The organism is Paenarthrobacter nitroguajacolicus, assembly GCF_051027655.1.
GTDB lineage: Bacteria > Actinomycetota > Actinomycetes > Actinomycetales > Micrococcaceae > Arthrobacter > Arthrobacter nitroguajacolicus.
The window spans coordinates 4,514,421-4,536,591 of the sequence record NZ_CP073234.1; the positions used below are offsets into that span (position 1 = coordinate 4,514,421).

Genomic DNA, 22,171 nt, shown 5'->3' on the forward strand with positions numbered 1-22,171 from the left:
GGTCTTTGAAGCCAGCAAGTATCCGTCCGAGTCGTCGGTCTTAGAGCGCTTTAACGGCCCCCAGAACCTTGGTCAGCGAGTCCTTCGCATCGCCGAACAACAGGGTGGTCTGCGGTTCGTACAACAGTTCATTCTCAATCCCGGCGAACCCGGGACGCATGGAGCGTTTGAGGAACACCACCTGGCGGGCATCGGCGACCTCCAGGATAGGCATTCCGTAGATGGGCGATCCTGAGGTGGTCTTTGCTGCGGGATTCACAACATCGTTGGCGCCCACCACCAAGGCCACATCGGTGGTCTTGAACTCGGAGTTGATCTCACTCATTTCCTTCAGCGACTCGTACGGGACGTTGGCCTCTGCGAGCAATACGTTCATATGGCCAGGCATGCGCCCAGCCACAGGATGGATGGCGAAGTCCACTTCAATACCGCGTGCTTCCAAGGCAAGGGCAAGCTCTGCGGCGGTGTGCTGGCCTTGGGCGACTGCAAGGCCATATCCCGGAACGATAATCACCCGCTGCGCGTAGCCGAGAAGTACTGCCACGTCCTCCGCACTGGAGGAACGCACTGGCCGCTCACTCACCGCAGTGGATCCGGCCGTGGACCCACCCTTGAAGGCCCCGAACATGATGCCTGCAACACTGCGTCCCATGGCGGCAGCCATGGCACGAGTGAGGATGGTGCCGGACGCTCCCACCAACGTGCCTGCGACAACAAGGAGGACATTGCCCAGCACCAATCCAGATGCCGCGACGGCCAGCCCTGTGAAGGCGTTCAGAAGCGAAATGACAATCGGCACGTCAGCGCCACCCACAGGAAGCACCAACAGGACTCCGGCAACCAATCCCAACAGCAGCAGCACCAGCGCCAACACCAACGAGCCATTCAGGATCACTACGACGCCGGCTCCCACGGCGGCCAGCAGCACTACTGCCATCAGTGCGGGCAAGCCAGGGAAGGTCACGGGCCGGGTGGTCATGAGCCCCTGAAGTTTGGCGAAGGTGACACCGGAGCCGGCGAACGACACCGCACCCACCAGCAGCGTGAAGACAATTGCCAACCGAACCCACGGATCGTCCGCGTGGGAGAGTTCCAGCAGAGCGACCAGCGCCGCAGCGCCACCACCCACACCGTTGAAGAGTGCGACGAGCTGCGGCATCTGAGTCATTTGCACGCGACGGGCCACGGGCGCAGCAATACCCGAGCCCACAGCTATGGCTCCAAGAATCCAGGGAATATTGTCCAGCTTCACCGATACGAACACGGTCACCACAGCCAGCAGGGCGCCTAATGCTCCGATCAGGTTGCCGCGCCGTGCAGTCTTTGGCGAATTCAATCCCTTCAGGGCGAGGATGAAACAGGCCGCGGCGGCCAGGTACAGGAGTGCCGTCCACGTGGGATTGAGCAGCGTCATTGCCGGCGCTCCTTATCGAACGGCTCCACGACGGCATGGCTTCCAGGTCCACCGGGAGAGCCGGAACCGCCGGAACCTCCATAGCCAGCGTTCGACGGCGGCCGTTGCCTTCCGCGGAACATCTCCAGCATGCGGTCGGTTACCACGAACCCGCCCACGAGGTTGGCCGTGGCGAGGACGACAGCCAGCAGGGCGACCGCCAACACCCACGAGTCAGCGGCCTGTCCGGCCACGATGATGGCGCCCACCAGGATGATGCCGTGGATGGCGTTGGCCCCTGACATGAGCGGCGTATGCAGGGTGCTGGAGACCTTGGAAACCACCTCAAAACCCACAAACACGGCCAAGACAGTAATCGTTAGCAGGCTCATGCCGTCCATCAGCGCACTCCTTCACTGCCGGAATTTCCTGTTGGGAAAGTGCCGGCATGACCGCTGCCAAAGGGGGCAGTCTCCCCTGCGAGCGCCGCCAATGCTTCCGCAGTTGGTGCGTGCCGGACTTGGCCGTCGTGGGTGAGGCACGTGCCGGCAACAACTTCATCCTCAAAGTCCGGAGCAACAACGCCGTCCTGCGTCATCAGGGCCAAAAGGTTGGACACATTCTTGGCGTACAAGCGCGAGGCGTCAGCGGGCATCGCCGAGGCAGGGTCCTTGATTCCCACCAGTGTCACCACACCCTGACCGTCGCCGGTAGGGATGGGGATGTCCTGGCCGGGGATGCTGCCCTCCACGTTGCCGCCGGATTCGGCAGCCAGGTCCACCACCACGGATCCCGGGCGCATCCCTTGCACCATCTCGCGGGTTACCAGGAGCGGAGCGCGCCTCCCGGGTACCGCGGCGGTGGTGATCAGGACATCGGCCTGGGCCACGTGTGGCGTCAAAAGGGCCCGCTGCAGGGCACCCCGGTCCGCGCTGAGTTCCCGCGCGTACCCGCCGGACGCCTCGGCGGTCTCCAGGTCCAGCCTGATGAACGTGCCTCCCATGGATGCCACTTCGTCAGCCGAGGCCGGGCGGATATCGTTGGCGGAAACCCGGGCCCCGAGCCTTTTGGCGGTTCCGATGGCCTGCAAACCAGCCACTCCAGCGCCGAGCACCAACACGCGGGCGGGCGGAATGGTCCCTGCTGCCGTCATATACAGCGGGAAGAACCGTGGGAGCCGCATGGCCGCCTCGAGGACACAGCGATAGCCGGCCACCAAGGCCTGCGAGGTGAGCGCATCCATGGACTGGGCACGCGATATACGCGGAACCAGTTCCAGTGCAAAGGAGGTGATTCCTCCAGCGGCGAGCGCCCGCACAGTGGGCAACTCCGAGGACGGTGACCCCAAACCGGCGGTGACCGTACCGCGGCGGAGAGCTCCCGCCGTCGACGGTTCCATGGGACGCACGTGGCAGTAAACATCCAGCGATCCGAGAACCAATGACTGCACCACAGCGGCGCCGGCCGCCCGGTAGTCGTCGTCGCTATGGCCGGACGCCATCCCAGCGCCGGACTCGATGTCGACCTCAAGGCCCAAAGCCACCAGTTGCTTCACCGTTTCCGGCGTTGCGGCAACACGTCGCTCGCCATCGAGCGTCTCGCGCGCTATGCCTGCTTTCACCCGTCACCCCTCTTCCGGAACTCTCCAGAACTCAGTTGGCATGAGTCTATGACCGCAAAGGTCCCGGCGGGAGTAGGGGCTGCGCTATGTGCATAAGTCAACTAGGGTCGGTGGAAGCTGGGGGCAACCAGCCACCACACCGTCGACGAGCCGGTTCCGGCCGTGCCGTCGGAAAGGAAAGCCGCTATGGACACCTTCAAAATCGGTTATTTCGTCGGAAGCCTGGCAAGCAATTCCATCAATCGGGTCCTCTCCAAGGCCCTCATCTGCGTCGCACCGCCGGAACTCGAGTTCCATGAAATCGCCATCAAGGACCTCCCTCTATACAGCGCGGACTACGACGCTGACTTCCCGCCTGCAGGCCGCGAATTGAAGGATGCCATCGCCGCATCTGACGGCATCCTTTTCGTCTCCCCCGAGTACAACCGCTCCATTCCGGGCGCCTTGAAAAACGCCATCGACTGGGGTTCGCGCCCGTGGGGCAGCAACTCATTCGCGCGCAAGCCCACCGGAATCATCGGCGCATCGCCGGGCGGTATCGGTACAGCGGTGATGCAGTCGTCCATGCGCAGCGTTTTGAGCTTCCTGGACGCGCCGCAGCTGAACGCACCTGAGGCGTATATCCGCTTCGTCGCAGACGCGTACGACGACGACGGTTCAGTTAAGGACGAAGGAACGGCCGGGCTGTTGCGACACTACATGGAGGAGTACAGTGCGTTCGTCCAGCGCGTCCTCGCTGCCAACGCGCCGGGCCACATCGGCGACCAGGAACCGGATTCCGCCAAGCTCACGCGTTAAGGCGCCCGCGGGTGCCGCTCCGGATCCACTGCCGGCGGCGCCCGCTAAAGGCATCCACAACCAGGGCTTAGTCAGTATGCTTACTATATGAGGAATCATGCTAGTAACCCAGGAGGAATGATGCTTCGCAGATTAGCCATGACCACCCTTGCTTTGACCCTCTTCGCCGGGGCCATGCTTTCCACTGCCGTTGCAGCCAACGCAGCAGGCGGCGTGCAGGGCAGCGTAGCTGCCACCACCACTCCGTCGCCGGAACCCAGCAATCCCTCCGGCCCTTCCACGGCCACGCCCACCGCGGAGCCGACCACGGACGTCTCGAATCCCGCCGGCACCGGACCTGCCAATCCGGGCACCAGCGAGACCGAACAACAGGAGCAAACCCGCACCGACGTCGTTCCGTGGATTCTGGCGGGCGTTGCGGCAGCCATCATCATCGTTTTGATCATTTGGACCCTGCGGAACCGGCGCGGACGGGACAAAGGAATCAGCAACGAGCCGCGCTAGATGCACCGATAGCAGCCATTAGGCGTCCCGCGAACCAGCCATCAACTTGCCGATCATGCTGGTCTCCAGGTTCTCCAGCAGGTGCCGTGGATTGTCATAGACTTCCGCGGCACCGGCGTCCCGCAGTTCGGCTTCACTGATTCCACCGCAGGTCAGCGCGATAACGGGAATGCCAATGGCACTGCCGGCCTTCACGTCCCATACCGCGTCCCCAACAAACACCACATCCTCCGGGCTAAGCCCAAGCTTCTCCAAGCACGCCTCAAGAATGTCCGGCGCGGGCTTGCTCTCCTTGGCGTCATTGGAACTGGTCCACGCATCGATGGAAGATCCGGCGTCCAGGAGGCGCCTGCTCACTTCCAGGTCGCGTTCCTGCGCCGAGGACGCCAAGCCCACCGCCAATCCGGCGTCGGAGCACGCGGCCAGAAGGTCCCGAACCGACTCGAAGGTACGCAGAGTCGGCCAAAACGTTGAGAAGACCGCACCATGCGCAGACTTCAGATCTTCCTGCATATCCTCGGAGCAGTCCGGAACCAGGCTCTGGATGAGCCGGTCCCCACCCATGCCTACTCGACGATGAATGGCGGACATCTCGATGTCCAACCCTTCGCGTCGGAACGCCTGCCACCAAGCCATAGCGTGGAAGTAGCTCGAATCGATCAGCGTTCCATCAACATCGAAAAGAACACCGCGCTTCTTCTGAGTCGTCGTGTCAGCTGCCACAGTTGACCACCTTCGTCCGGGCTTGTGCACCGTGCACACCCTGCGCTGCCAGCGCAGAATCAATCACAGGTTCCTCCAACATCAGCACGGCATATCGTTCCGCCGTCGAGGTGCGAAGGAGTCCCGTCCCCGCCACCTCCCTGATGGCAGCAACTCCCTCAACGGCCTCATCCACTGAGGCAAACCGCTTGGAGAGACCCATCAACACGTCGTCGCCGTCCACCATCAAAATCCGAAATTCCCCGTCAGGCGTTTCAACCAGTTCCAAATGCCCGGCCATCCCTACCTCCTCGTCTTCGATGCCAACCAGCATAGTAAGACTACTTAGTATAAGCTTCTCAGAAACATTGCGTAACGCAGGAATGAGGCGTCTGCAACTTGTTGTTTGCAAGGTCATGACAACAATCGGAATCATCGGTGCAGGACACATTGGCAGCCAAGTCGCCCGTAAAGCAGTGGAACTTGGCTATGACGTCGTCATCAGCAACTCACGGGGCCCCGAGACCCTGAGCGGGCTGGTGGCGGAGCTGGGGCCGCGCGCCCGGGCTGCGACGGCAGCCGAAGCAGCAGCGGCGGGTGATTTCGCCGTCGTGACCGTTCCCCTCAAGAACTACAGGGACATCCCGACGGAGCCGCTTGAGGGCAAGATCGTCATCGACACCAACAACTACTACTGGGAGCGCGACGGCCGCATTCCCGAGCTGGATAACGGGGAAGCCACCACCTCCGGCTTGCTCCAGAAGCACCTCCCAACCTCCAAGGTGGCCAAAGGTTTCAATCACATCTTCGCCAAGGACATCACCACGGACGGCGCCCCCGCGGGCAGCGCCAACCGTCGTGCCCTGGCCACCTCGAGTGATTTCCCGGAAGCAGCCGGGCTTGTCACCAAGCTCTACGACGAGTTCGGCTTCGACACCGTCAACGTCGGCCCGCTGGAGGACAGCTGGCGCGTTGAGCGCGACCGCCCGGCCTACGTCATCCGGCAGAACGCGGACGAACTCCGCGAGAACCTCGCGAAGGCAACGCGCACGGTCTAACGGGAAACGCACGACGGCGGGAGGGCGGCTTTCGCCTTCCCGCCGCCGATGCGGCGCTGCCGTCTTTGGGGTCGGCGTCTTTGGGGTCAGCGGTTTAGGGCTGGCTCAAATTCCGGGGTCGAAATCGTGTCACGAATCGGGACGTCGGCGCACTTTATAGTGGCTGTCTCTCCGGGCGCCTGGCGCATCGGGCATTCGGGGAGTCAGCCACCCCCTAAGAGCCCTACCCCGAGGAGTCCCATGTCCACCAAAATCTCGAGCTGGCCGGCAGCGACGCCCATGTGGGTGGACTTGGGCGTGGACAACCTCGCAGCCGCGAAAAGCTTTTACACGGATCTCTTCGGCTGGGAATTCGTAGCCGGCGGCCAGGACGCCGGCGAGTACCTGCTGGCACACCTTGGCGGGCGCGCCGTCGCTGGTGTGGGGCCGAAGCAGGCACCGGGCATGCCCACCGTGTGGACCACGTTCCTGGCATCAGACAATGTCGACCTTACTGCCAGGAAAATCAGCGCGGCCGGCGGAGAAATGATTGCACTTCCGTTCGATGTCATGGAATCCGGCCGCATGGCCTTGGCCGTCGACACCGTGGGCGCGGCCTTCGGTATCTGGCAGGCCGGCACTCATATCGGGGCGGAACGCGTCAATGAACACGGCTCCTTGTGCTGGAACGAGCTCCACACCCGCGATTTCACCGCCGCCAGGTCCTTCTACTCTGAGGTCTTCGACGTCAGCTACCAGGACGCCAGCGAGGACGGCTTTGTCTACTCCACGCTGCGCAGGCCGCTGGACGGCCGGGAAGTGGGAGGAATCCAGCATGACGACGACATCCCCGATGCCACCCCCAACTATTGGTTGACCTGGTTTGCCAGCGACTACGTCCAAGGCACTGCGGAACGGGCAGTGGAGCTCGGCTCCACCCTTCTGATGCCCGTAACGGAGAGTCCCCTGGGGCGTATGGCCATCATTCAAGCGCCACAGGGTGAAGTGTTCGGCATCATCGACGCCCCCCGCATCAACGAGTAAGAGAACCACCCCAAAGGCCCAGTCCGCCGCGTACAAGACCTCAGGGTTCAGGCTGCGGCCGGGTTCAAGGCCTCAGCAATGACCTCATGTGCGTGGGCCGCTGCAAGGGGCGCCGCCAAGCGGTGTACGGCCAGGAAGGTCTTGCGCACCGCTGGTCCGTGCCACTCGGGCGGAAGGTAGTCGGTGGGGAGGTTAGGGTCCCGGTACGGGAACTTACGCCACATGGTGAGCATGGGAATGTAAAAGCGGAATGCGTCGCGCCGCAGCTCTTCGGTGGACGCAGCCAGGGCAGCTTCCGGATCATCGCCCACCTGCTCGGTCCATTGCTGCTCAGCACCCTTGTATACCTCGAGGAACTCGGTGAACTGCTGATCGAGTTCCTTGAGGTCCCACCACTCAGATATTTTGGGCCGCATGGGCCCGTCGAACACGTAGTCGCTCCGGAAAAGGTCAACGAACTCGATCAACCCGCTCGCGGTAAGGCGTTCCCGGGCTTGCTCCAACTTGTGTGCGGGGGCAATCCACACACCGTTGGCTACGGAACCAAAACCAAGTCCCAGCAGCGCGGACCGCAGCTGGTGCCTGCGGTTGCGCATGGATTCGGGCACTGAGAAGACGGCCAGCACCCAGGTATCCACCGGCGCAGGCTGCTCCGGTGCGAAGATCCGCCGGTCACCTTCACGGAACACGTCGCTGACGGACTCGGAAATCTTGTACTTGGCGATTCCGCCCTCGCGGACACTCTTCAGTACGCCCTTGGCCTTAAGCCTGGAGACGGACGACCTCACACCCGGGGCGTCGTAACCGAGCGAGCCCAGCATGGAAATCAGCGCAGAGACCGGCAACGCATCGCCCGCGTTGCGGCCGTAAAGACCGAAAATCGTGACGAGCAGTTGCTGGTGGCGCACCGGAGGTGCCGGGACGGCGAACATCTAAGGGCCCTCATTTCCGCGCCGCAGTCCGGCGCCAGTCCAGTTCATCATAGGTGCGGTGTTGGTCCCCGCCGAGTTGGCAGGTAACCCCCATGCTCGGGCGCAACATCGGGGTTAACTGCAGTGTCGCGGGCTGCGTGCTCCCGGGTCCGGGATCAACCAAGCGAAAGAAGCAAGAAGAGGACTGCAAGAACCAGCGCCACCGGCGTCATCACGAAACGCTCGGGCTTGCTGCGGGAGATCGCATTCATGGCAACGCCCAAAATGAAGTAGGCGGTAAGTACCCACATGAAAATGTCGGCGAAGGTTTCACTGACCAGTACCGGCGCCAAACCCGCTTTTGCCAACGCCGTGTAGCCGAACAAGGCGTACAGCACTATGGAGACCACGCTGCCCACCCGCAACTTCCGCGGCAGGACGTCATGCTGCCCACCCCAAGCGAACCGCCCTAGGGGCGCGCCAGCCACCAACGCAGCCTGGAAAACGGCCAAACAACCAAGAATTGTGCACGCGAGAATCGCCCAGAGCTGCTCCACGGTCCAAGCGTAACCGCAAGGCATCGCTCCACCGACTGGCCGCACCTTAGTAAGCATGCTTAGTATAGGACCATGCTGTTTCGAGGCTAACACGGCCTCAGAAAGTCCTTTCCGTATCAACGATAGGAACCACATCATGGCAGGAAATCTCGTAGCCCGGTCCATTCACGACCTCACCGCCGCAGCATGGTTCGGCGGCTCGCTGATGGGGGCCATCGGACTCAACGGCGCCGCAGCGGAAGCCAAAGACCCCACCGAGCGAACCCGCCTCTCAAGCAAAGGCTGGGGTAAGTGGGCCCCGGTCCAGACGGCAGCTTTCGCCGGACACCTTGCCGCCGACCTGGCCATCGCTTGGGAAAACAAAGGCCGGATCGCCAAGCAGGACAGCGTCGCCGCCAACACCATATACAAAACAGTAGTGACTTTGGCTGGAGCAGCCGTCACCCTGTATGCAGGCGTGGTGGGCAAGAAGGTGGATGAGCTCTCCGACGAAGGCGCCGTGGGCGCCACGGAACCGAAGGCCGGCGCATCGGACGAGTTGAAGGCCGCCCAAACCCAGCTGAAAGCACTCCAGTGGGCCATTCCTGCGTTCGCTGCCTGGGTGATCATCCTGGGTGCCAAGCACGGTGAGATGCAGCGACCCAAGAACATCCTTAAGGGCCTGCGCTAGACAACCCCCTCGCCGAGATGGCAGCAGACACCAATCCCAGGCTTCAACATTGGTGTCAACTGCCATCTCGGCGGAGCTATTCGGCTGCCGGGACACCCTTTACGGCGCGAACCAGATGTTCCGGCCAAGGCTGCGCAGCGGTGCTGCCGTTAGGGACGTGCACCGTGGTGACCGTCCCGTACGCGGCGACCTCACCGGCGTCGGACGTTACATCGAAAGCCATGGTCAGCGAGGTCCGGCCGAGCGCGTGAATCCTCACCGTGGCGGTGATGCGCTGGCCGAACCACAGCTTCGCCTTGTAATTGATAACTTGCTGCACCCGCGGAGCGCTGGGGAAATAATCCGGCAACTCCAGCGAGCGGAAAAGCTCAGCTTCCGCAGCCTCAACCCAACGCAGGATCGCCGAGTTGTGCTGGTGTCCGGAGGCATCGGTGTCTACCCACTCCACCGTTCGCTCAACGCACGCCTCCGGAAACCTGTCCATGATTGCTCCTAGCGGGCGCCGACGGTGGCGTCGTCGGGATCAACGTCGACGGCGGCAACCGGCACCTCAGGTTGTGGCTTGGGAATCATTGCCACAGCACCGGCTGCCAGTACTGCGATGCCGGCGAAGATCGCAAAGTTTGCCTCGAAGGGAAGCTTCGAGCCTGCGATCCAGCCACCAATCAAGGGCCCGGAGATGGCACCAAGTCGGGCGAAGCTCAGGGCCCAGCCCGTTGCCGTGCCACGAACCTTCGCCGGATAGTAGTCGGCGATGTAGCCGGTCAGGACCAGGGACGTCGAGATGGATCCGACACCCGCGAAGGCCACGAACAGCAGGTTGACCACCATGGTGTTCGGGAAGACGAGCAGCATGATGCCCAGCCCGCCCAGGATGTAGAACACCACCAGGATGAGCTTCTTGCCGTACTTGTCTGCGGCGCGGCCCAGGAGCAGGCCACCGATCGCGGAAGCAAGGCTGAAGACCAGGAGGAAGGTCAAGGATGAGCCGAGGTCGTAGCCGGCCTTCTTCATGATGCTCGGCAGCCACGTGTTCAGGCCATAGACGAGGACCAGGCCGCAGAAGAGCGAGATCCAGAAGAACACCGTGGAGCGCAGGTACTTCCGCGAGAACATGGTGGTGATGGTCTTCCACCAAGGATCAGCCTGCACACCTGCTTTGGGAGCCACGGCAACAACCGGCGTGTAGTTGGAGATGTTCAGCTTGGTGGCCAGTGCCTTGGCTTCGGTCTTCCGGCCCTTTGATTCCAGGAATTCCAAGGACTCCGGGAGGAACTTCCAGATGATCGGAATCAGCACTACCGGCGCAGCACCAATAGCTATGACCGCACGCCAACCGCCCATGGGCAGGACGAACAGGGCGGCAAGAGCGGCGGCGACAATGCCCAACGAGTAGCCGGAGTACATGAGGCCGTAGTTGTAGGAACGCTTGTTCGGTGCCGAGTATTCAATGGTCAGGGCCGCCGCCACCGGGATGACACCGCCCATTCCCAGGCCACCGATTAGCCTGAACAGGCCGAAGAGCTCCGGCGTCGGTGCCCACGCGGCGCCCGCCTGGGTGAGCGTGAAGATTGCCATGGAAGCCAGGAGCATCTTCTTGCGTCCCACGAGGTCGCTGAGGGTGCCGATGAACAGGGCGCCGATAAGCATGCCGATCAAGGCATATGAGCCGAGTCCACCGAGCGCCAGCGGGCTAAGGTTCCATTCCTTGTACTCAGCAAGGGCAGGAAGGATGGCCCCGAGGACGCCCACGTCATAGCCTTCGGCGAGGATCGCGAGCCAGCAGCAGAACAACACCAGTCCGGTGGTCTTCCTGGGCACATTCCATGTGTTGAGGGGTGCGGTCGCCATGGCTACTTCACCAGAACCGATGCGGCGGCGGACTCAGGAGTCCAGCGAAGGTGGGTGTTGGACTCTTGGATATCGGCTTCCTTTAGCAAGGAAAGGCGCGGGCGAACGGCGTCAGTGCGCGAGCTCGGCGGCTTGCGGCGGCCGGCACGGAACTGCGGGATCCACTGGGCGCCCGGGCCCTGGTATTCCTGTTCAGCTGCAGCGTGCAGCGTCCACTGGGGGTCGTAAAGGTGCGTCCGGCCCAGGGCGATCAGGTCCGCGCGGCCTGCGAGGAGGATGGAGTTCACGTCGTCGTAGGTGGAGATGGCACCGACGGCGATCACTGCCACGCCTGCCGGTGCGGCAACTTCCTGGCGGATGCGGTCGGCGAACGGGGTCTGGTAGCTGCGGCCGAAGGCGGGCTTCTCTTCCTTGGCCACCTGGCCGGTGGAAACGTCCAAGCCTGCAGCGCCGTGCTCGACGAACGCCTTGGCGATGGACACCGAATCGTCGGAGGTGTTGCCACCCTCGATCCAGTCCGTTGCGGAGATGCGCACCGTCACCGGCTTGTGGGCGGGCCAGGCCGCGCGAACGGCGTCGAACACTTCCAGCGGGAACCGCAACCGGTTCTCCAGGCTGCCGCCGTATTCGTCGGTCCGCTTGTTGGATACCGGCGAAAGGAAGGAAGACAGCAGGTAGCCGTGGGCGGCGTGGATTTCCAGGAGGTCGAAACCGGCCTCATCGGCACGGACCGTGGAAGCGACGAACTCCGCCTTGATGGCATCCATGCCGGCCCGATCCAACTCCACGGGGATCTGGTTCTCCGGGCTGTATGGAAGGGCAGAAGGGCCGACGGCGGTCCAGTTGCCTGACTCGAGCGGCTGGTCAATGCCTTCCCACATGAGCTTGGTGGAGCCCTTGCGGCCCGAGTGGCCCAGCTGAGCACCGATCTTGGCAGTGGAACGGCTGTGGACGAAGTCCACGATTTCCTTCCAGCTGTCACGCTGATCGTCCGTGTACAGGCCGCTGCAGCCGGGGGTGATGCGGCCGGCTTCGGAAACGCAGACCATTTCGGTCATGACCAAACCGGCGCCACCGAGTGCTTTGGAGCCCAGGTGAACCTTATGGAAGTCGCCCGGAACGCCGTCCGTAGCCGAGTACATGTCCATCGGCGAGACCACAATACGGTTCTTCAGCTCCAGCTCGCCGATACGGAAGGGCTGGAACATGGCCGGTGCCACCTCTGTCAGTCCTTGTGACGAAGCGAAATCGCGGTCCACGGCATCTGCGAATTCAGGATCGCGGAGGCGCAGGTTTTCCTGTGTGATGCGGCGGCTACGGGTCAACAGGTTGAACGCGAACTGGGTGGGGTCCTGGTCCTTGTACTGGCCGATGCGCTCAAACCACTCAAGGGAAGCCTGGGCTGCGCGCTGGGTGGAGGCGACCACGGGCCGGCGCTCAGCCTCATACGCCGCCAGCGCGGACTCCACATCCGCGTGTTCGTGCAGGCAAGCGGCCAGTGCCAACGAGTCCTCCATGGCCAGCTTGGTGCCGGAACCGATGGAGAAGTGGGCCGTGTGGGCGGCGTCGCCCAACAGCACCACGTTGTTGTGGCGCCAGTTTTCGTTGCGGACGGTGGTGAAGTTGATCCACTTGGAGTTGTTGGTGAGGACCCCGTAGCCGTTGAGTTCCTCGGCGAAGATCTCGCGGATCTTGGCGATGGCCTTCTCATCCGAGACGCCGGGAGGGAAGACCTCGTTGGCCGTCTCACCGAAACCCGCCGCGTGCCACACGTCCTGGTGCATTTCCACGATGAACGTGGAACCCTCATCCGAGTAGGGGTACCCGTGGATTTGCATGACACCCCACTCGGTTTCCTTCACGAAGAATTTGAAGGCCTCGAACACCTGATCCGTACCCAGCCACATGAACTTGTTGGTCCGCGGGTCCAGGTTCGGCTTGAACGAGTCAGCGTACTTGGCACGGATCTGCGAATTGATGCCGTCCGCGGCAAGAACCAGATCGTAGTTGGCTTCAAGTTCCTCTACGGCGGGGGCCAAGGTGCTGAACCGCACGTCAACGTTCAGTTCGATGCAGCGACGTTGCAGCAGCTCCAGCAATTCCTTGCGGCTCATGGCAGCGAAGCCCTGGCCGCCGACTGTCGTCATCTCGCCGCGGAAATGGATGTCGATATCGGACCAGCGGGCGAAGCGGCGGCTCATGTATTCAGCCACCACGGGATCGGCGTTGCCGATGCCACCGAGCGTCTCATCGGAAAATACGACGCCGAAGCCAAAGGTGTCGCTGGCAGCGTTGCGTTCCCAGAGGGTGATGTCGTGCGACGGGTCCAGCTGCTTCATCAGTGCTGCGAAGTACAGGCCACCGGGGCCGCCTCCAACGATTGCGATTTTCATGGGTGTTGCTCCTTCTCAGGCCTGGCTCTGGCCGGCGGGGGTAAGTTGTTCGGTCTGGTTCGCGTTCGCTTTAACGCCCTCGGCGAGAAGGCTGTCGCGGAGCTTGAAGTGCTGGAGTTTGCCGCTGGGATTGCGTGGCAGTTCGTTGACGAAGCGGACGTCCCGGGGGTACTTGTACGGGGCGATGGCCTGCTTCACGAAGTCCTGGATTTCCTTGCGCTTTGCGGCGTCGCCGGTGACACCTTCGCGCAGCACGATGAAAGCGCAGACTATGCTGCCTCGCTCTTCATCCGGAACTCCGATGACGGCGTTTTCCACCACATCGGGGTGCTGGTCGATGGCCGTTTCAACCTCGGGTGCGCCGATGTTGTAACCGGAAGAGACAATCATGTTGTCCGAGCGCGCCTGGTACGTGAAGTACCCGTCGGCGTCCATGGCGAACGTGTCGCCGGTGACGTTCCAACCCCGGACCACGTAGTTAGCCTGCCTGGCATCGTCGAGGTAGCGGCACCCGGTAGGGCCGATCACGGCCAGGCGGCCGATGCTGCCCGGGCCGAGTTCGTTGCCGTCGTCGTCCAGGATAGTGGCCCGGAAACCCGGAACAGCGCGCCCGGTGGTTCCTGGGCGGATGTCATCGCCGGCAGCGGAAATGAACACGTGCAGTAGCTCAGTAGCGCCGATTCCGTTGACCAAACGCAGGCCGGTAGCTTCCCGAACAGCTTCCCAGGTCTCCTTGGACAGGTGCTCTCCAGCAGAGACGGCAACGCGGAGGCCGCGGAGGAGGTCCCCCCGCTTCTCCTTCAGGATGGCGCGGTAGGCAGTGGGGGCAGTGAAGAGGATCGTGGCACCAGCCGCGGCGGCGTGCTCTGCCAGTTCCACGGGCCCGGCCTTCTCAGTCAAGAGCGAAGATGCGCCGAAACGGAGCGGGAAGACCACCAGGCCGCCCAGCCCGAAGGTGAAAGCCAGGGGCGGGGAACCGGCGAAGACGTCATCGGCCGTTGGCTCAAGGATGAAGCGGGCGAAGGTGTCCGCGTTGGCCAGGATGTCCCGGTGGAAGTGCATGGTCACCTTCGGCACACCGGTGGTGCCCGACGTCGGACCCAGCAGCGCAACGTCGTCCGCTGAAGTGTCCACAGCCGTGAACACGCCGCTCTTTTGCCCACAGCGGGAGGTGAGATCGTCGTCGTCGGACCCGTTACCGGACCCGTACGTCAGGACCTTAACCTGGTCCCCCGCCGCGACCCTGAGCTCGTCAACGAAGCGGTGATCAGAGACGGCCACCACCGGCTTGGTGAGGCCGATGAGGGTGGAGACTTCGTTGGAGCGCAGCATGGGCATGGTGGTGACCACCACGGCGCCGGCCTTCAGCACGCCGAGCCAGGCAGCGACGATCCAGGGGTTGTTGGGCCCGCGCAGCAACACGCGGTTGCCCGGCACAACACCGAGGTCTTCCGTGAGTACCTGGGCCACCTGGTTGGAACGCTGCTGAAGCTGGCCGTAGGTCCAGACAACGCCGTCCGGGGTCCGCAGGGCCGGGCTGTCCGCGCCGTACTGTTCGACGCCGTCGTCGATCAGTACCGCAGCAGCATTGAGCCGTTCCGGGTAGTGGAGTTCGGGAAGGGTGAATTCAAGCGCAGGCCAGGTATCGGCGGGGGGCAGGTGGTCGCGGGTGAACGTGTCCACGTGGGCCGATGGCATCATGCTCATGGCCGTTCCTTTCAGTGGTGCGTCGTTGAAGCGGAGTGGGGTTGGGGGGTCAAAACTGCCTAGGAGCCGGCCCGGATCATGCCCTCTTGGGCGACCGTGGCCAGCAGTCTTCCTTGCCGATCAAAGAAGCGGCCCATGGCGAGGCCCCTGTTGCTTTGACCGGAGATAGCTTCCTGGGCGTAGAGCACCCAGTCGTCAGCGCGACCGTCGCGGTGGAACCACATCGAGTGGTCCAAGCTGGCGGTGGCGAGTCCCGGGCTGGACCAATTGAGTCCGTTCACCCGGAGCAGCGGCTCCAAAATTGTGTAATCGCAGACGTAAGCCAACGCTGTGCGGTGGAGGTCGGCGTCGTCAGGCAGGGCATCAAAGGCCTTGACCCATATCGCCTGCTGCGGCACTGAGCCGCCTTCCAGTTCTATATATACCGGTCCTGGAATATGACGCATATCGAAGCTGCGGCCCGTGGACCAGTAGTCCGCCGCCGGACCATCCGTTCCGTCCAACGCTTCGGCAGCGGTCCGCAGCGATTCAGGCTCGACGGCGGCAGGAGCCTCGGGCTGGAAGTCCGGCCCGTTCTCGGGAACCTGGAACGAGCCCATGGCCGCATAGACGGGCTTACCGTTCTGAAAGCCCCTGACGGTGCGGGTGGAATACCCGCGGCCGTCCCGGAGACGCTCCACTTCGTAGCGGACACTGGAACCGATATCCACGGGACGCATGAAGTAGCTGTGCATCGAGTGCAAAGTCCTGTCAGCATCAACGGACCGCATCATTGCGGCCGCAGCCTGTGCCACCATGTCTCCACCATAGGCTTTGGGCCACGGCACGTACTGGGTGGTTGCTTCACAGGCTTCGTCGAAAACCTCGGCCGTTGCGGGCGTAAGTTCAACGGCCTTGAGGAAGGTCTCGGACGTCAGGGTTCCAGTGATCATGGCTTAGGCCCGGCGGTAGTCGGCGAGAGTTTCGTCTGCGACATCTTCGAGGTTGACCACGAGGTTCTCCGGTGTGCGCGCGGTGAGCCAGACGAGCTCCTCCGTGATGGACATGTTGGCTTCTACGTGGGGCATGAACGGCGGAACGAATACCCAGTCGCCGGCCTTCATGTCGATGAACTCTGAGTAGTTCTCGCCGAAGTAGATCCGGCCGTGGCCGCGGAGCACGTAACCACCGGTCTCTGCCTCACCGTGGTGGTGCGGGAGTGAGCGGTAGCCGGGGGTGTTGGACACCTGGCCGAACCAGATCTTGGTTGCCGGGGTGTGCTGGATGCTGACGCCGGAGACGCGGATGCAGTCGCCGGATTGAGCCGTGTTGGTGTCTTCGGCACCGGCGCGGGTGACAACGGGGACAACCTTGCCGTCAGCCTGCGCGTAGATGGAGTTGTCGCCTTCGAGACGGTATTCGGTGGTGGTCTGGCTCATGGGTCTCTCCTTTTGTTGAGGTGTGAGGCTTTTAGGCGTTTGCCGGGACTGGTGCGTGGATCCGGAACTGGTTCTCCAGCCGGCCGATCCCGTCGATTTCGGTGGTGAGGATGTCGCCGTCCTTGAGGAAGCGCGGCGGGGTCATTCCCATCCCCACTCCGCCGGGCGTTCCGGTGAGGACGAGGTCGCCCGGGCGCAGGGTGGTGAATTGCGAAATGTAGGACAGGAGCTGTGCCGGGTCGAACACCAATGTGCTGGTGTTCCCCTGCTGCACAAGCTCGCCGTTGACGTAACCGCGGACGTCGAAATGTTCGCCGGCTTCATCTGCCGTGACCATGACCGGGCCTACAGGGGTTGTGCCGTCCCAGGCTTTGCCTTGGAACCATTGCAGGGTCCGGTTTTGCCAGTCGCGCATGGAAACGTCGTTGGCCACCGTGTAACCGGCGATTGCTTCACGGGCTTGGTCTTCGTCCGCGCGGAACAGTTCAGAACCCACGACGACGGCGAGCTCGGCTTCCCAGTCGACGCGGCCGCTGCCGTGGACTTCCACAGCGTCGTTTGCTCCGACCAGGGTGTCCGCGTACTTGGCGAAGAGGGTGGGGTATTCGGGAAGCTCGCGCCCCATTTCCCGGATGTGGTCACCGTAGTTCAGACCGCAGCAGATGACTTTGCCGGCGCGGGGAAGGAGCGGTGCGAGGTCTGCTTCGCCTGCCGCGATGACTTTCTGCTCCTTGGACGCGGCAGCCTCTGCTGCTTTCTCGACGACCAACCGCCACTCCGGCTGCGCCAGGAGGGCCCCGACGTCAGTGGCGGGCAACGCGATGTAAGAGCCGGCACCCGTGGCGAGTGCCGCCGTCGTACTTCCGTCGGCCGTGCGCAAGGTGGCTAGTTTCATTGCGGGATTCCCTTCGAGATTTTATGATGTGTCGACTTTTTTACGATCGTCACATATGCTCAACGTAGCACGGCGGAAATGATCTGCACAGAGGCTTTCCAAAAGTTTTTGCAGCTGCCACAACGAGGAGGAACAGCATGAGCCACCAGACCATCAACCCGGAATCGCTGCCCAAGCCATCGGGCTTCGCGCACGCCATCCTTGCCGGAAACACTGTCTTCCTGGGCGGGCAGACTGCCCTGGACAAGAACATGAACATCGTTCCCGGCGGGATCGTGGAGCAGTTCACGCAGGCGTTCTCCAACGTGATCACCACGCTGCGGGAGGCCGGCGGAGAGCCCGAAGACCTGGTCAACGTGACCATCTACCTCACCGACGTGGACGACTACATGGCTAACGGCCGCGAAATCGGACGAATCTGGCGGGAAATGGCGGGCTCGCAGTACCCCGCAATGGCCGGCATCGGCGTCACGCGCCTCTGGCAGAAAGAGGCCCTGATCGAAATCCAGGGCATCGCGGTGATTCCGGAACGCTAAACCTCTGGCCCTTGCGGTGCCCGTGGTGAAGCATGTCCCTATGGGAACCGTCACCGAATATCTTGAGGGCGTCAGCGAGGCCAACCGCTCAATTCTGGAGCGGATTGTGGGGATCGCCCGCGAGTTGGCCCCCGACGCCGAAGAAGGCGTCAGCTACGGAATGCCCGCGCTGCTGGTTGATGGCAAGGGCTTCCTGAGCGTGCAGGAAACCACAAAGCACCTGGCCCTCTACCCGTTCAGCGGGCAGATCCTCCCGGAGATGTCGGAGGAGCTTGGTGGTTATTCGTGGTCGCCGGGAACGCTGCGGTTTTCTGCGGATAATCCCGTGCCGGACTCCATGGTGCGGCGGATCCTGGAGACGCGGCTGGCAGCGATCCGGAAATAGTCCCGCCTGTCCCAACTGAGTCGCAGTTCAGGCCGTTTTGAGCCCTCATAACGGCCTGATCTGCGACCTACTTGGGTGGGCTAGTGCTTGGCGGAAACATCCTGCGAGATGGCGTTGGCCGTCGCGACCACTTCCTGGCGCACGGCGTCGAGGTACTTCACCGGGTTCGGCTGGGACGCGACTGCCTGAGCTTGCAGGGACACATTAATGGCCGCGACGTTGTCGCCGTTGTTGTGGTTCCACACCGGCGCTGCAATGGACATCAGCCCGATCTCCAGCTCCTGGTCCAAAAGGCACCACCCTTGCGAACGGACATGCTCGACGGCGGCCCTCAAGTCGGGAACGCTGGCGACGGTTCGCGGCGTGATCGGCGTAAGTTCCGCCGTCGAGAGGTAGGCCTCGAACTTGGCCTGCGGCAAACCGGCCAGCAGGACGCGACCCATGGATGTGGCATAAGCCGGGAATCGCGTGCCCACGGTGATCCCCACATTCATGATCCGGCGCGTGGCGACGCGGGCCACGTAGAAGATGTCCGGACCGTCCAGGACCGCGGCGGACGTCGACTCCCCCAGCCTCAGGCTCAACTGTTCCAAGTGCGGCTGGGCCAACTGCGGCAGGGACAACGCCGACAAGTACGAGTAACCAAGCTGCAGCACTTTGGCCGTGAGCGCGAAGGTCTTGCCGTCGGTGCGGACGTAGCCGAGCTCAACCAGGGTATGCAGGAACCTCCGGGCGGTGGCGCGCGTCAGGTCCGTGCGGGCTGCGACTTCGCTGAGGGTCATCACCGGGTTATTTGCGTCGAACGCCCGGATCACGGCCAGACCCCGTGCCAACGACTGAACATACTGGTCGCTGGCCTGCGGGGTTACTGGGGAATCGGTCATGATTACCAATCCTAGGGTGCGTTGCGGGGCCTACTCTGCACGCCAAGTTCCCGAAATACCCAGCAGAGCGGGCCTCACAACGGGGAGCGTGCAACTTGCGGGGCCTACTCTGCAGGCTAACTTCCCGAAATACCCCGCAGAGCGGGCCTCACAACGGGGAGCGTGCAACTTGCGGGGCCTACTCTGCTTTCTTCAGGGGCAGCGGAACGAGCTCCTGGATTTCTTCGAAGGTGCAGCCGAAGGTCTCGCGCACGGTGACGCCGTCGGGACCTGTCAGGAACACTGCTTTGTCCGTGTACACGCGAGTGACGCAGCCGACGCCGGTGAGGGGGTAGGTGCACTGTTCCACAAGTTTGGACACGCCCTCGCGCGTCAGGAGCGTCATCATCACGAAGACGTCCTTGGCGCCTGTAGCCAGGTCCATGGCGCCACCCACGGCGGGGATGGCGTCCGGGGCGCCGGTGTGCCAGTTGGCGAGGTCCCCGGTGGCCGAGACCTGGAACGCACCGAGCACGCAGATGTCCAGGTGCCCGCCGCGCATGATCGCGAACGAGTCGGCATGGTGGAAGTACGAGGCTCCGGGCAGTTCGGTGACGGGGATCTTGCCGGCATTGATCAAGTCGCCATCGACGTCATCCCCAAGGGCTGCCGGGCCCATGCCGAGCATTCCGTTCTCCGTGTGGAGCGTGATGTTCTGTTCCTCGGTGAGGTAGTTAGACACGAGTGTCGGCTGGCCGATGCCCAGGTTCACGAACGAGCCGGGGACGATGTCGCGGGCCACCAACTGGGCAAGTTCGTCGCGGCCCAGCGGCTTCTCCGAAGTCTGGATGCTGGTTTGTGTGCTCATGATCAGGCCACCTTCTCTTTTGTCCCGGCGGAATCTGATGTTCCGGCTGAATCGACGCAGACCACGCTGTTGACGTAAATACCCGGGGTCACCACGTTCTCCGGATCCAGGGAACCGGTGGGCACGATTTCCGTGACCTGCACGATGGTGTGCTTGGCTGCGGCGGCCATGATGGGGCCGAAGTTCCGTGCGGTCTTGCGGTAGACGAGGTTGCCCTTGCCGTCCGCCTTGAGTGCCTTGATCAGGGCGACGTCGGCGTGAATGGGGGTCTCGAACACTTGGCCCCGCCCATCGATAATGCGGGTTTCCTTGCCTTCGGCCAGCGTGGTGCCGTATCCGGTGGGCGTGAAGAAACCCCCAATTCCGGCGCCGGCAGCCCGGATGCGCTCGGCCAGGTTGCCCTGCGGGACCAACTCCAGCTCGATCTCACCGGCGTGGAACTTGGCATCGAAGTGCCAGGAATCGGACTGCCGCGGGAAGGAGCAGATCATCTTGCGGACCCGGCCTTCCTTGATCAGTAACGCCAGGCCCTGATCTCCCTGACCGGCGTTGTTGTTGACCACGGTCAGGTCTTTCGCGCCACAATCCATCAGTGCGTCGATCAGTTCGAACGGTTGCCCGGCGTTGCCGAACCCACCGATCATTACCGTGGAGCCGTCCTTGATGCCGGCGACAGCCTCGCCAACAGTGTCAATGAAATTCAGCATGATCCTTAACCCTCCTATGCCGATGCGCCGGCAGTAACGTTTTCGAGCACCACGGCCAGGCCCTGGCCCACGCCGATGCAGATCGCTGCGACGCCCCAGCGCTGCCCGGAAGCCTGCAAGGAACGGGCGAGCGTCCCGAGGATGCGCGTCCCGGAAGCCCCGAGCGGGTGGCCCATCGCGATCGCCCCGCCGTGCTGGTTCACGATTGAGGGGTCGATCCCCCACGCGTCAACGCACGCCAGCGATTGCGCGGCGAACGCCTCGTTAAGTTCGACGGCGCCAACTTGGTCCCAGCCGATGCCCGCCTTCGCGAGGGCCTTGTTCGCGGCCTCCACGGGTGCGAAGCCGAAGAACTGGGGATCGTTGCCATGCGCGCCACGGCCAGCGATGCGGGCCAGGGGCTCCAAACCAAGAATCCCGGCAGCGGCCTCCGAACCGATCCATGCGGCCGAAGCACCGTCAGACAGAGGTGAGGCATTACCGGCGGTGACCGTGCCGCCGTCGGGCCCGTCAGACTCAGGCCGGAACACGGTCTTCAGCCCAGCCAGCTTCTCCGCCGATGATCCGGCACGGATGCCCTCGTCGCGGACCAGGTCAGTGCCGGGAACCTGCGAGACCAACGAATCGTAGAAGCCTTCGTTCCAGGCAGCGTCGGCCAGGTTATGCGAGTCAGCTGCAAAGGCATCCTGCCGTTCCCGGGTGATGCCGTACTTCTCGCGGAGGCGTTCGGTGGCTTCACCCAGGGAGATGGTCCAGTCCTTGTTCATGGCCGGGTTCACCAAACGCCAGCCCAACGTGGTGGACGCGAGTGTCATGTCACCGGCCGGGTACGGCTTGGACGTCTTCGGGAGCACCCACGGAGCCCGGGACATGGATTCGGCGCCGCCCACCAGCATGAGGTCGGCGTCGCCGACGTTGATCTGGCGCGAGGCAATGATCGCCGCGTCAAGCGACGAGCCGCACAGCCGGTTCACCGTGGTGCCCGGAATGGAGACCGGGAGACCGGCCAGCAGGGTAGCCATGCGGGCGACATTGCGGTTTTCCTCGCCGGCGCCGTTTGCGTTGCCGAACACCACCTCGTCGATCCGCTCAACATCCAGGCCGGGAGCACGCTTGACGGACTCGCGGACCACATGGGCAGCAAGGTCATCAGGACGGACAGCAGCAAGACCGGAGCCGAACTTGCCAAAGGGCGTGCGCACGGCGTCGTACACGAAAGCCTGGTTCATGGGTTTTCCTTCGTTCTCTTTCCCAACTGAGTAACAGCAAACGTCGCTATGGGCCCTCAGTGGGACGTTTGCTGTTACTCAG

At 63.1% G+C, this 22,171-nt stretch carries 25 protein-coding genes; 7 read left to right on the plus strand and 18 right to left on the minus strand.

The genetic code is table 11. The features are described from left to right. Positions 1-40: 40 nt before the first annotated feature. Genes KCX59_RS21280 through KCX59_RS21290 form a run of 3 tightly spaced genes read right to left on the minus strand, consistent with a single transcriptional unit; the run spans position 41 to position 3,014 of the window. Positions 41-1,414: an NAD(P)(+) transhydrogenase (Re/Si-specific) subunit beta gene (locus tag KCX59_RS21280; protein ID WP_179017936.1), complete on the minus strand. Its 1,374-nt coding sequence runs from the start codon at positions 1,412-1,414 to the stop codon at positions 41-43. Beyond that, positions 1,411-1,794 (minus strand): NAD(P) transhydrogenase subunit alpha, encoded by a 384-nt coding sequence (locus tag KCX59_RS21285; RefSeq protein ID WP_179017937.1) that lies wholly within the window; start codon positions 1,792-1,794, stop codon positions 1,411-1,413. The genes KCX59_RS21280 and KCX59_RS21285 overlap by 4 nt, the downstream gene beginning before the upstream one ends. Further along, a complete protein-coding gene (locus KCX59_RS21290) occupies positions 1,794-3,014 on the minus strand; it encodes a Re/Si-specific NAD(P)(+) transhydrogenase subunit alpha (protein WP_091463941.1) in 1,221 nt (406 codons plus the stop codon). The genes KCX59_RS21285 and KCX59_RS21290 overlap by 1 nt, the downstream gene beginning before the upstream one ends. Before the next feature lie 186 nt (positions 3,015-3,200). Between KCX59_RS21290 and KCX59_RS21295 the strand changes: the two genes are divergently transcribed. Both KCX59_RS21295 and KCX59_RS21300 read left to right on the plus strand, forming a co-directional pair. Next, a complete protein-coding gene (locus KCX59_RS21295; RefSeq protein ID WP_179017938.1) occupies positions 3,201-3,812 on the plus strand; it encodes an NADPH-dependent FMN reductase in 612 nt (203 codons plus the stop codon). Between the two features lie 138 nt (positions 3,813-3,950). Continuing rightward, positions 3,951-4,316, plus strand: coding sequence for a hypothetical protein (locus KCX59_RS21300; protein ID WP_256871493.1), 366 nt, complete (start codon positions 3,951-3,953; stop codon positions 4,314-4,316). 18 nt (positions 4,317-4,334) lie between these two features. On the opposite strand, the gene KCX59_RS21305 is transcribed toward KCX59_RS21300, so the two are convergent. Both KCX59_RS21305 and KCX59_RS21310 read right to left on the minus strand, forming a co-directional pair. Then, the gene (locus KCX59_RS21305; protein WP_179017940.1) at positions 4,335-5,039 is read right to left on the minus strand and encodes an HAD family hydrolase; all 705 of its coding nucleotides are present in this window, start codon (positions 5,037-5,039) and stop codon (positions 4,335-4,337) included. Next, a complete protein-coding gene (locus KCX59_RS21310; protein WP_256871494.1) occupies positions 5,029-5,352 on the minus strand; it encodes a hypothetical protein in 324 nt (107 codons plus the stop codon). Before KCX59_RS21310 ends, KCX59_RS21305 begins: the two co-directional genes overlap by 11 nt. A gap of 82 nt (positions 5,353-5,434) precedes the next feature. Between KCX59_RS21310 and KCX59_RS21315 the strand changes: the two genes are divergently transcribed. Both KCX59_RS21315 and KCX59_RS21320 read left to right on the plus strand, forming a co-directional pair. Further along, positions 5,435-6,076, plus strand: a complete 642-nt coding sequence (locus KCX59_RS21315) for an NADPH-dependent F420 reductase (RefSeq protein ID WP_178994464.1) — start codon at positions 5,435-5,437, stop codon at positions 6,074-6,076. Positions 6,077-6,316: 240 nt separating this feature from the next. Next, positions 6,317-7,099 carry a VOC family protein gene (locus tag KCX59_RS21320; RefSeq protein WP_179017941.1) on the plus strand — a complete coding sequence of 261 codons (783 nt, stop codon included), beginning with the start codon at positions 6,317-6,319 and terminating at the stop codon, positions 7,097-7,099. 47 nt (positions 7,100-7,146) lie between these two features. Here KCX59_RS21320 and KCX59_RS21325 read toward each other — a convergent pair whose 3' ends face one another. After that, on the minus strand, positions 7,147-8,031 hold the full coding sequence (locus tag KCX59_RS21325; RefSeq protein ID WP_091463948.1) for a PaaX family transcriptional regulator: 885 nt from the start codon (positions 8,029-8,031) through the stop codon (positions 7,147-7,149). A 155-nt stretch (positions 8,032-8,186) separates the two neighbouring features. Beyond that, positions 8,187-8,567 carry a hypothetical protein gene (locus tag KCX59_RS21330; RefSeq protein WP_179017942.1) on the minus strand — a complete coding sequence of 127 codons (381 nt, stop codon included), beginning with the start codon at positions 8,565-8,567 and terminating at the stop codon, positions 8,187-8,189. 136 nt (positions 8,568-8,703) lie between these two features. Between KCX59_RS21330 and KCX59_RS21335 the strand changes: the two genes are divergently transcribed. After that, positions 8,704-9,237, plus strand: coding sequence for a hypothetical protein (locus tag KCX59_RS21335; protein WP_091463952.1), 534 nt, complete (start codon positions 8,704-8,706; stop codon positions 9,235-9,237). A 76-nt stretch (positions 9,238-9,313) separates the two neighbouring features. Here the strand turns inward: KCX59_RS21335 and KCX59_RS21340 are convergent, their stop codons facing one another. Genes KCX59_RS21340 through KCX59_RS21370 form a run of 7 tightly spaced genes read right to left on the minus strand, consistent with a single transcriptional unit; the run spans position 9,314 to position 17,501 of the window. Further along, positions 9,314-9,721 carry an acyl-CoA thioesterase gene (locus KCX59_RS21340; protein WP_054808492.1) on the minus strand — a complete coding sequence of 136 codons (408 nt, stop codon included), beginning with the start codon at positions 9,719-9,721 and terminating at the stop codon, positions 9,314-9,316. Between the two features lie 8 nt (positions 9,722-9,729). Further along, positions 9,730-11,088, minus strand: coding sequence for an MFS transporter (locus tag KCX59_RS21345; RefSeq protein WP_178994475.1), 1,359 nt, complete (start codon positions 11,086-11,088; stop codon positions 9,730-9,732). A 2-nt stretch (positions 11,089-11,090) separates the two neighbouring features. Beyond that, positions 11,091-13,481, minus strand: a complete 2,391-nt coding sequence (locus KCX59_RS21350) for a bifunctional salicylyl-CoA 5-hydroxylase/oxidoreductase (protein WP_179017943.1) — start codon at positions 13,479-13,481, stop codon at positions 11,091-11,093. 15 nt (positions 13,482-13,496) lie between these two features. Then, positions 13,497-15,188 (minus strand): AMP-binding protein, encoded by a 1,692-nt coding sequence (locus KCX59_RS21355; protein ID WP_179017944.1) that lies wholly within the window; start codon positions 15,186-15,188, stop codon positions 13,497-13,499. Between the two features lie 59 nt (positions 15,189-15,247). After that, complete coding sequence (locus KCX59_RS21360; RefSeq protein WP_179017945.1) at positions 15,248-16,120, minus strand: acyl-CoA thioesterase; 873 nt, start codon at positions 16,118-16,120, stop codon at positions 15,248-15,250. 3 nt (positions 16,121-16,123) lie between these two features. Beyond that, a complete protein-coding gene (locus KCX59_RS21365; RefSeq protein WP_179017946.1) occupies positions 16,124-16,606 on the minus strand; it encodes a cupin domain-containing protein in 483 nt (160 codons plus the stop codon). A 31-nt stretch (positions 16,607-16,637) separates the two neighbouring features. Continuing rightward, the gene (locus KCX59_RS21370; RefSeq protein ID WP_179017947.1) at positions 16,638-17,501 is read right to left on the minus strand and encodes a fumarylacetoacetate hydrolase family protein; all 864 of its coding nucleotides are present in this window, start codon (positions 17,499-17,501) and stop codon (positions 16,638-16,640) included. A gap of 137 nt (positions 17,502-17,638) precedes the next feature. Between KCX59_RS21370 and KCX59_RS21375 the strand changes: the two genes are divergently transcribed. Both KCX59_RS21375 and KCX59_RS21380 read left to right on the plus strand, forming a co-directional pair. Continuing rightward, on the plus strand, positions 17,639-18,037 hold the full coding sequence (locus tag KCX59_RS21375; protein WP_179017948.1) for a RidA family protein: 399 nt from the start codon (positions 17,639-17,641) through the stop codon (positions 18,035-18,037). Positions 18,038-18,077: 40 nt separating this feature from the next. Continuing rightward, a complete protein-coding gene (locus KCX59_RS21380; protein ID WP_178994487.1) occupies positions 18,078-18,422 on the plus strand; it encodes an iron chaperone in 345 nt (114 codons plus the stop codon). A gap of 80 nt (positions 18,423-18,502) precedes the next feature. On the opposite strand, the gene KCX59_RS21385 is transcribed toward KCX59_RS21380, so the two are convergent. The 4 genes from KCX59_RS21385 to KCX59_RS21400 form a co-directional block, all read right to left on the minus strand. Further along, positions 18,503-19,306 carry an IclR family transcriptional regulator domain-containing protein gene (locus KCX59_RS21385; RefSeq protein ID WP_178994489.1) on the minus strand — a complete coding sequence of 268 codons (804 nt, stop codon included), beginning with the start codon at positions 19,304-19,306 and terminating at the stop codon, positions 18,503-18,505. Between the two features lie 178 nt (positions 19,307-19,484). Next, on the minus strand, positions 19,485-20,153 hold the full coding sequence (locus KCX59_RS21390) for a 3-oxoacid CoA-transferase subunit B (protein WP_091463978.1): 669 nt from the start codon (positions 20,151-20,153) through the stop codon (positions 19,485-19,487). Between the two features lie 2 nt (positions 20,154-20,155). Next, a complete protein-coding gene (locus tag KCX59_RS21395; protein ID WP_179017949.1) occupies positions 20,156-20,860 on the minus strand; it encodes a 3-oxoacid CoA-transferase subunit A in 705 nt (234 codons plus the stop codon). Between the two features lie 14 nt (positions 20,861-20,874). Beyond that, complete coding sequence (locus KCX59_RS21400) at positions 20,875-22,089, minus strand: thiolase family protein (RefSeq protein WP_179017950.1); 1,215 nt, start codon at positions 22,087-22,089, stop codon at positions 20,875-20,877. Positions 22,090-22,171 lie beyond the last annotated feature (82 nt).

What these genes read in the sequence shown, in the direction of transcription:
- KCX59_RS21280 (WP_179017936.1), bottom strand. Translation starts at nt 1,414, where the DNA reads ATGACGCTGCTCAATCCCACGTGGACGGCACTCCTGTACCTGGCCGCC.
- KCX59_RS21285 (WP_179017937.1), bottom strand. Translation starts at nt 1,794, where the DNA reads ATGGACGGCATGAGCCTGCTAACGATTACTGTCTTGGCCGTGTTTGTG.
- KCX59_RS21295 (WP_179017938.1), top strand. Translation starts at nt 3,201, where the DNA reads ATGGACACCTTCAAAATCGGTTATTTCGTCGGAAGCCTGGCAAGCAAT.
- KCX59_RS21300 (WP_256871493.1), top strand. Translation starts at nt 3,951, where the DNA reads ATGACCACCCTTGCTTTGACCCTCTTCGCCGGGGCCATGCTTTCCACT.
- KCX59_RS21310 (WP_256871494.1), bottom strand. Translation starts at nt 5,352, where the DNA reads ATGCTGGTTGGCATCGAAGACGAGGAGGTAGGGATGGCCGGGCATTTG.
- KCX59_RS21315 (WP_178994464.1), top strand. Translation starts at nt 5,435, where the DNA reads ATGACAACAATCGGAATCATCGGTGCAGGACACATTGGCAGCCAAGTC.
- KCX59_RS21320 (WP_179017941.1), top strand. Translation starts at nt 6,317, where the DNA reads ATGTCCACCAAAATCTCGAGCTGGCCGGCAGCGACGCCCATGTGGGTG.
- KCX59_RS21325 (WP_091463948.1), bottom strand. Translation starts at nt 8,031, where the DNA reads ATGTTCGCCGTCCCGGCACCTCCGGTGCGCCACCAGCAACTGCTCGTC.
- KCX59_RS21335 (WP_091463952.1), top strand. Translation starts at nt 8,704, where the DNA reads ATGGCAGGAAATCTCGTAGCCCGGTCCATTCACGACCTCACCGCCGCA.
- KCX59_RS21340 (WP_054808492.1), bottom strand. Translation starts at nt 9,721, where the DNA reads ATGGACAGGTTTCCGGAGGCGTGCGTTGAGCGAACGGTGGAGTGGGTA.
- KCX59_RS21345 (WP_178994475.1), bottom strand. Translation starts at nt 11,088, where the DNA reads ATGGCGACCGCACCCCTCAACACATGGAATGTGCCCAGGAAGACCACC.
- KCX59_RS21350 (WP_179017943.1), bottom strand. Translation starts at nt 13,481, where the DNA reads ATGAAAATCGCAATCGTTGGAGGCGGCCCCGGTGGCCTGTACTTCGCA.
- KCX59_RS21355 (WP_179017944.1), bottom strand. Translation starts at nt 15,188, where the DNA reads ATGAGCATGATGCCATCGGCCCACGTGGACACGTTCACCCGCGACCAC.
- KCX59_RS21360 (WP_179017945.1), bottom strand. Translation starts at nt 16,120, where the DNA reads ATGATCACTGGAACCCTGACGTCCGAGACCTTCCTCAAGGCCGTTGAA.
- KCX59_RS21365 (WP_179017946.1), bottom strand. Translation starts at nt 16,606, where the DNA reads ATGAGCCAGACCACCACCGAATACCGTCTCGAAGGCGACAACTCCATC.
- KCX59_RS21370 (WP_179017947.1), bottom strand. Translation starts at nt 17,501, where the DNA reads ATGAAACTAGCCACCTTGCGCACGGCCGACGGAAGTACGACGGCGGCA.
- KCX59_RS21375 (WP_179017948.1), top strand. Translation starts at nt 17,639, where the DNA reads ATGAGCCACCAGACCATCAACCCGGAATCGCTGCCCAAGCCATCGGGC.
- KCX59_RS21380 (WP_178994487.1), top strand. Translation starts at nt 18,078, where the DNA reads ATGGGAACCGTCACCGAATATCTTGAGGGCGTCAGCGAGGCCAACCGC.
- KCX59_RS21385 (WP_178994489.1), bottom strand. Translation starts at nt 19,306, where the DNA reads ATGACCGATTCCCCAGTAACCCCGCAGGCCAGCGACCAGTATGTTCAG.
- KCX59_RS21390 (WP_091463978.1), bottom strand. Translation starts at nt 20,153, where the DNA reads ATGAGCACACAAACCAGCATCCAGACTTCGGAGAAGCCGCTGGGCCGC.
- KCX59_RS21395 (WP_179017949.1), bottom strand. Translation starts at nt 20,860, where the DNA reads ATGCTGAATTTCATTGACACTGTTGGCGAGGCTGTCGCCGGCATCAAG.
- KCX59_RS21400 (WP_179017950.1), bottom strand. Translation starts at nt 22,089, where the DNA reads ATGAACCAGGCTTTCGTGTACGACGCCGTGCGCACGCCCTTTGGCAAG.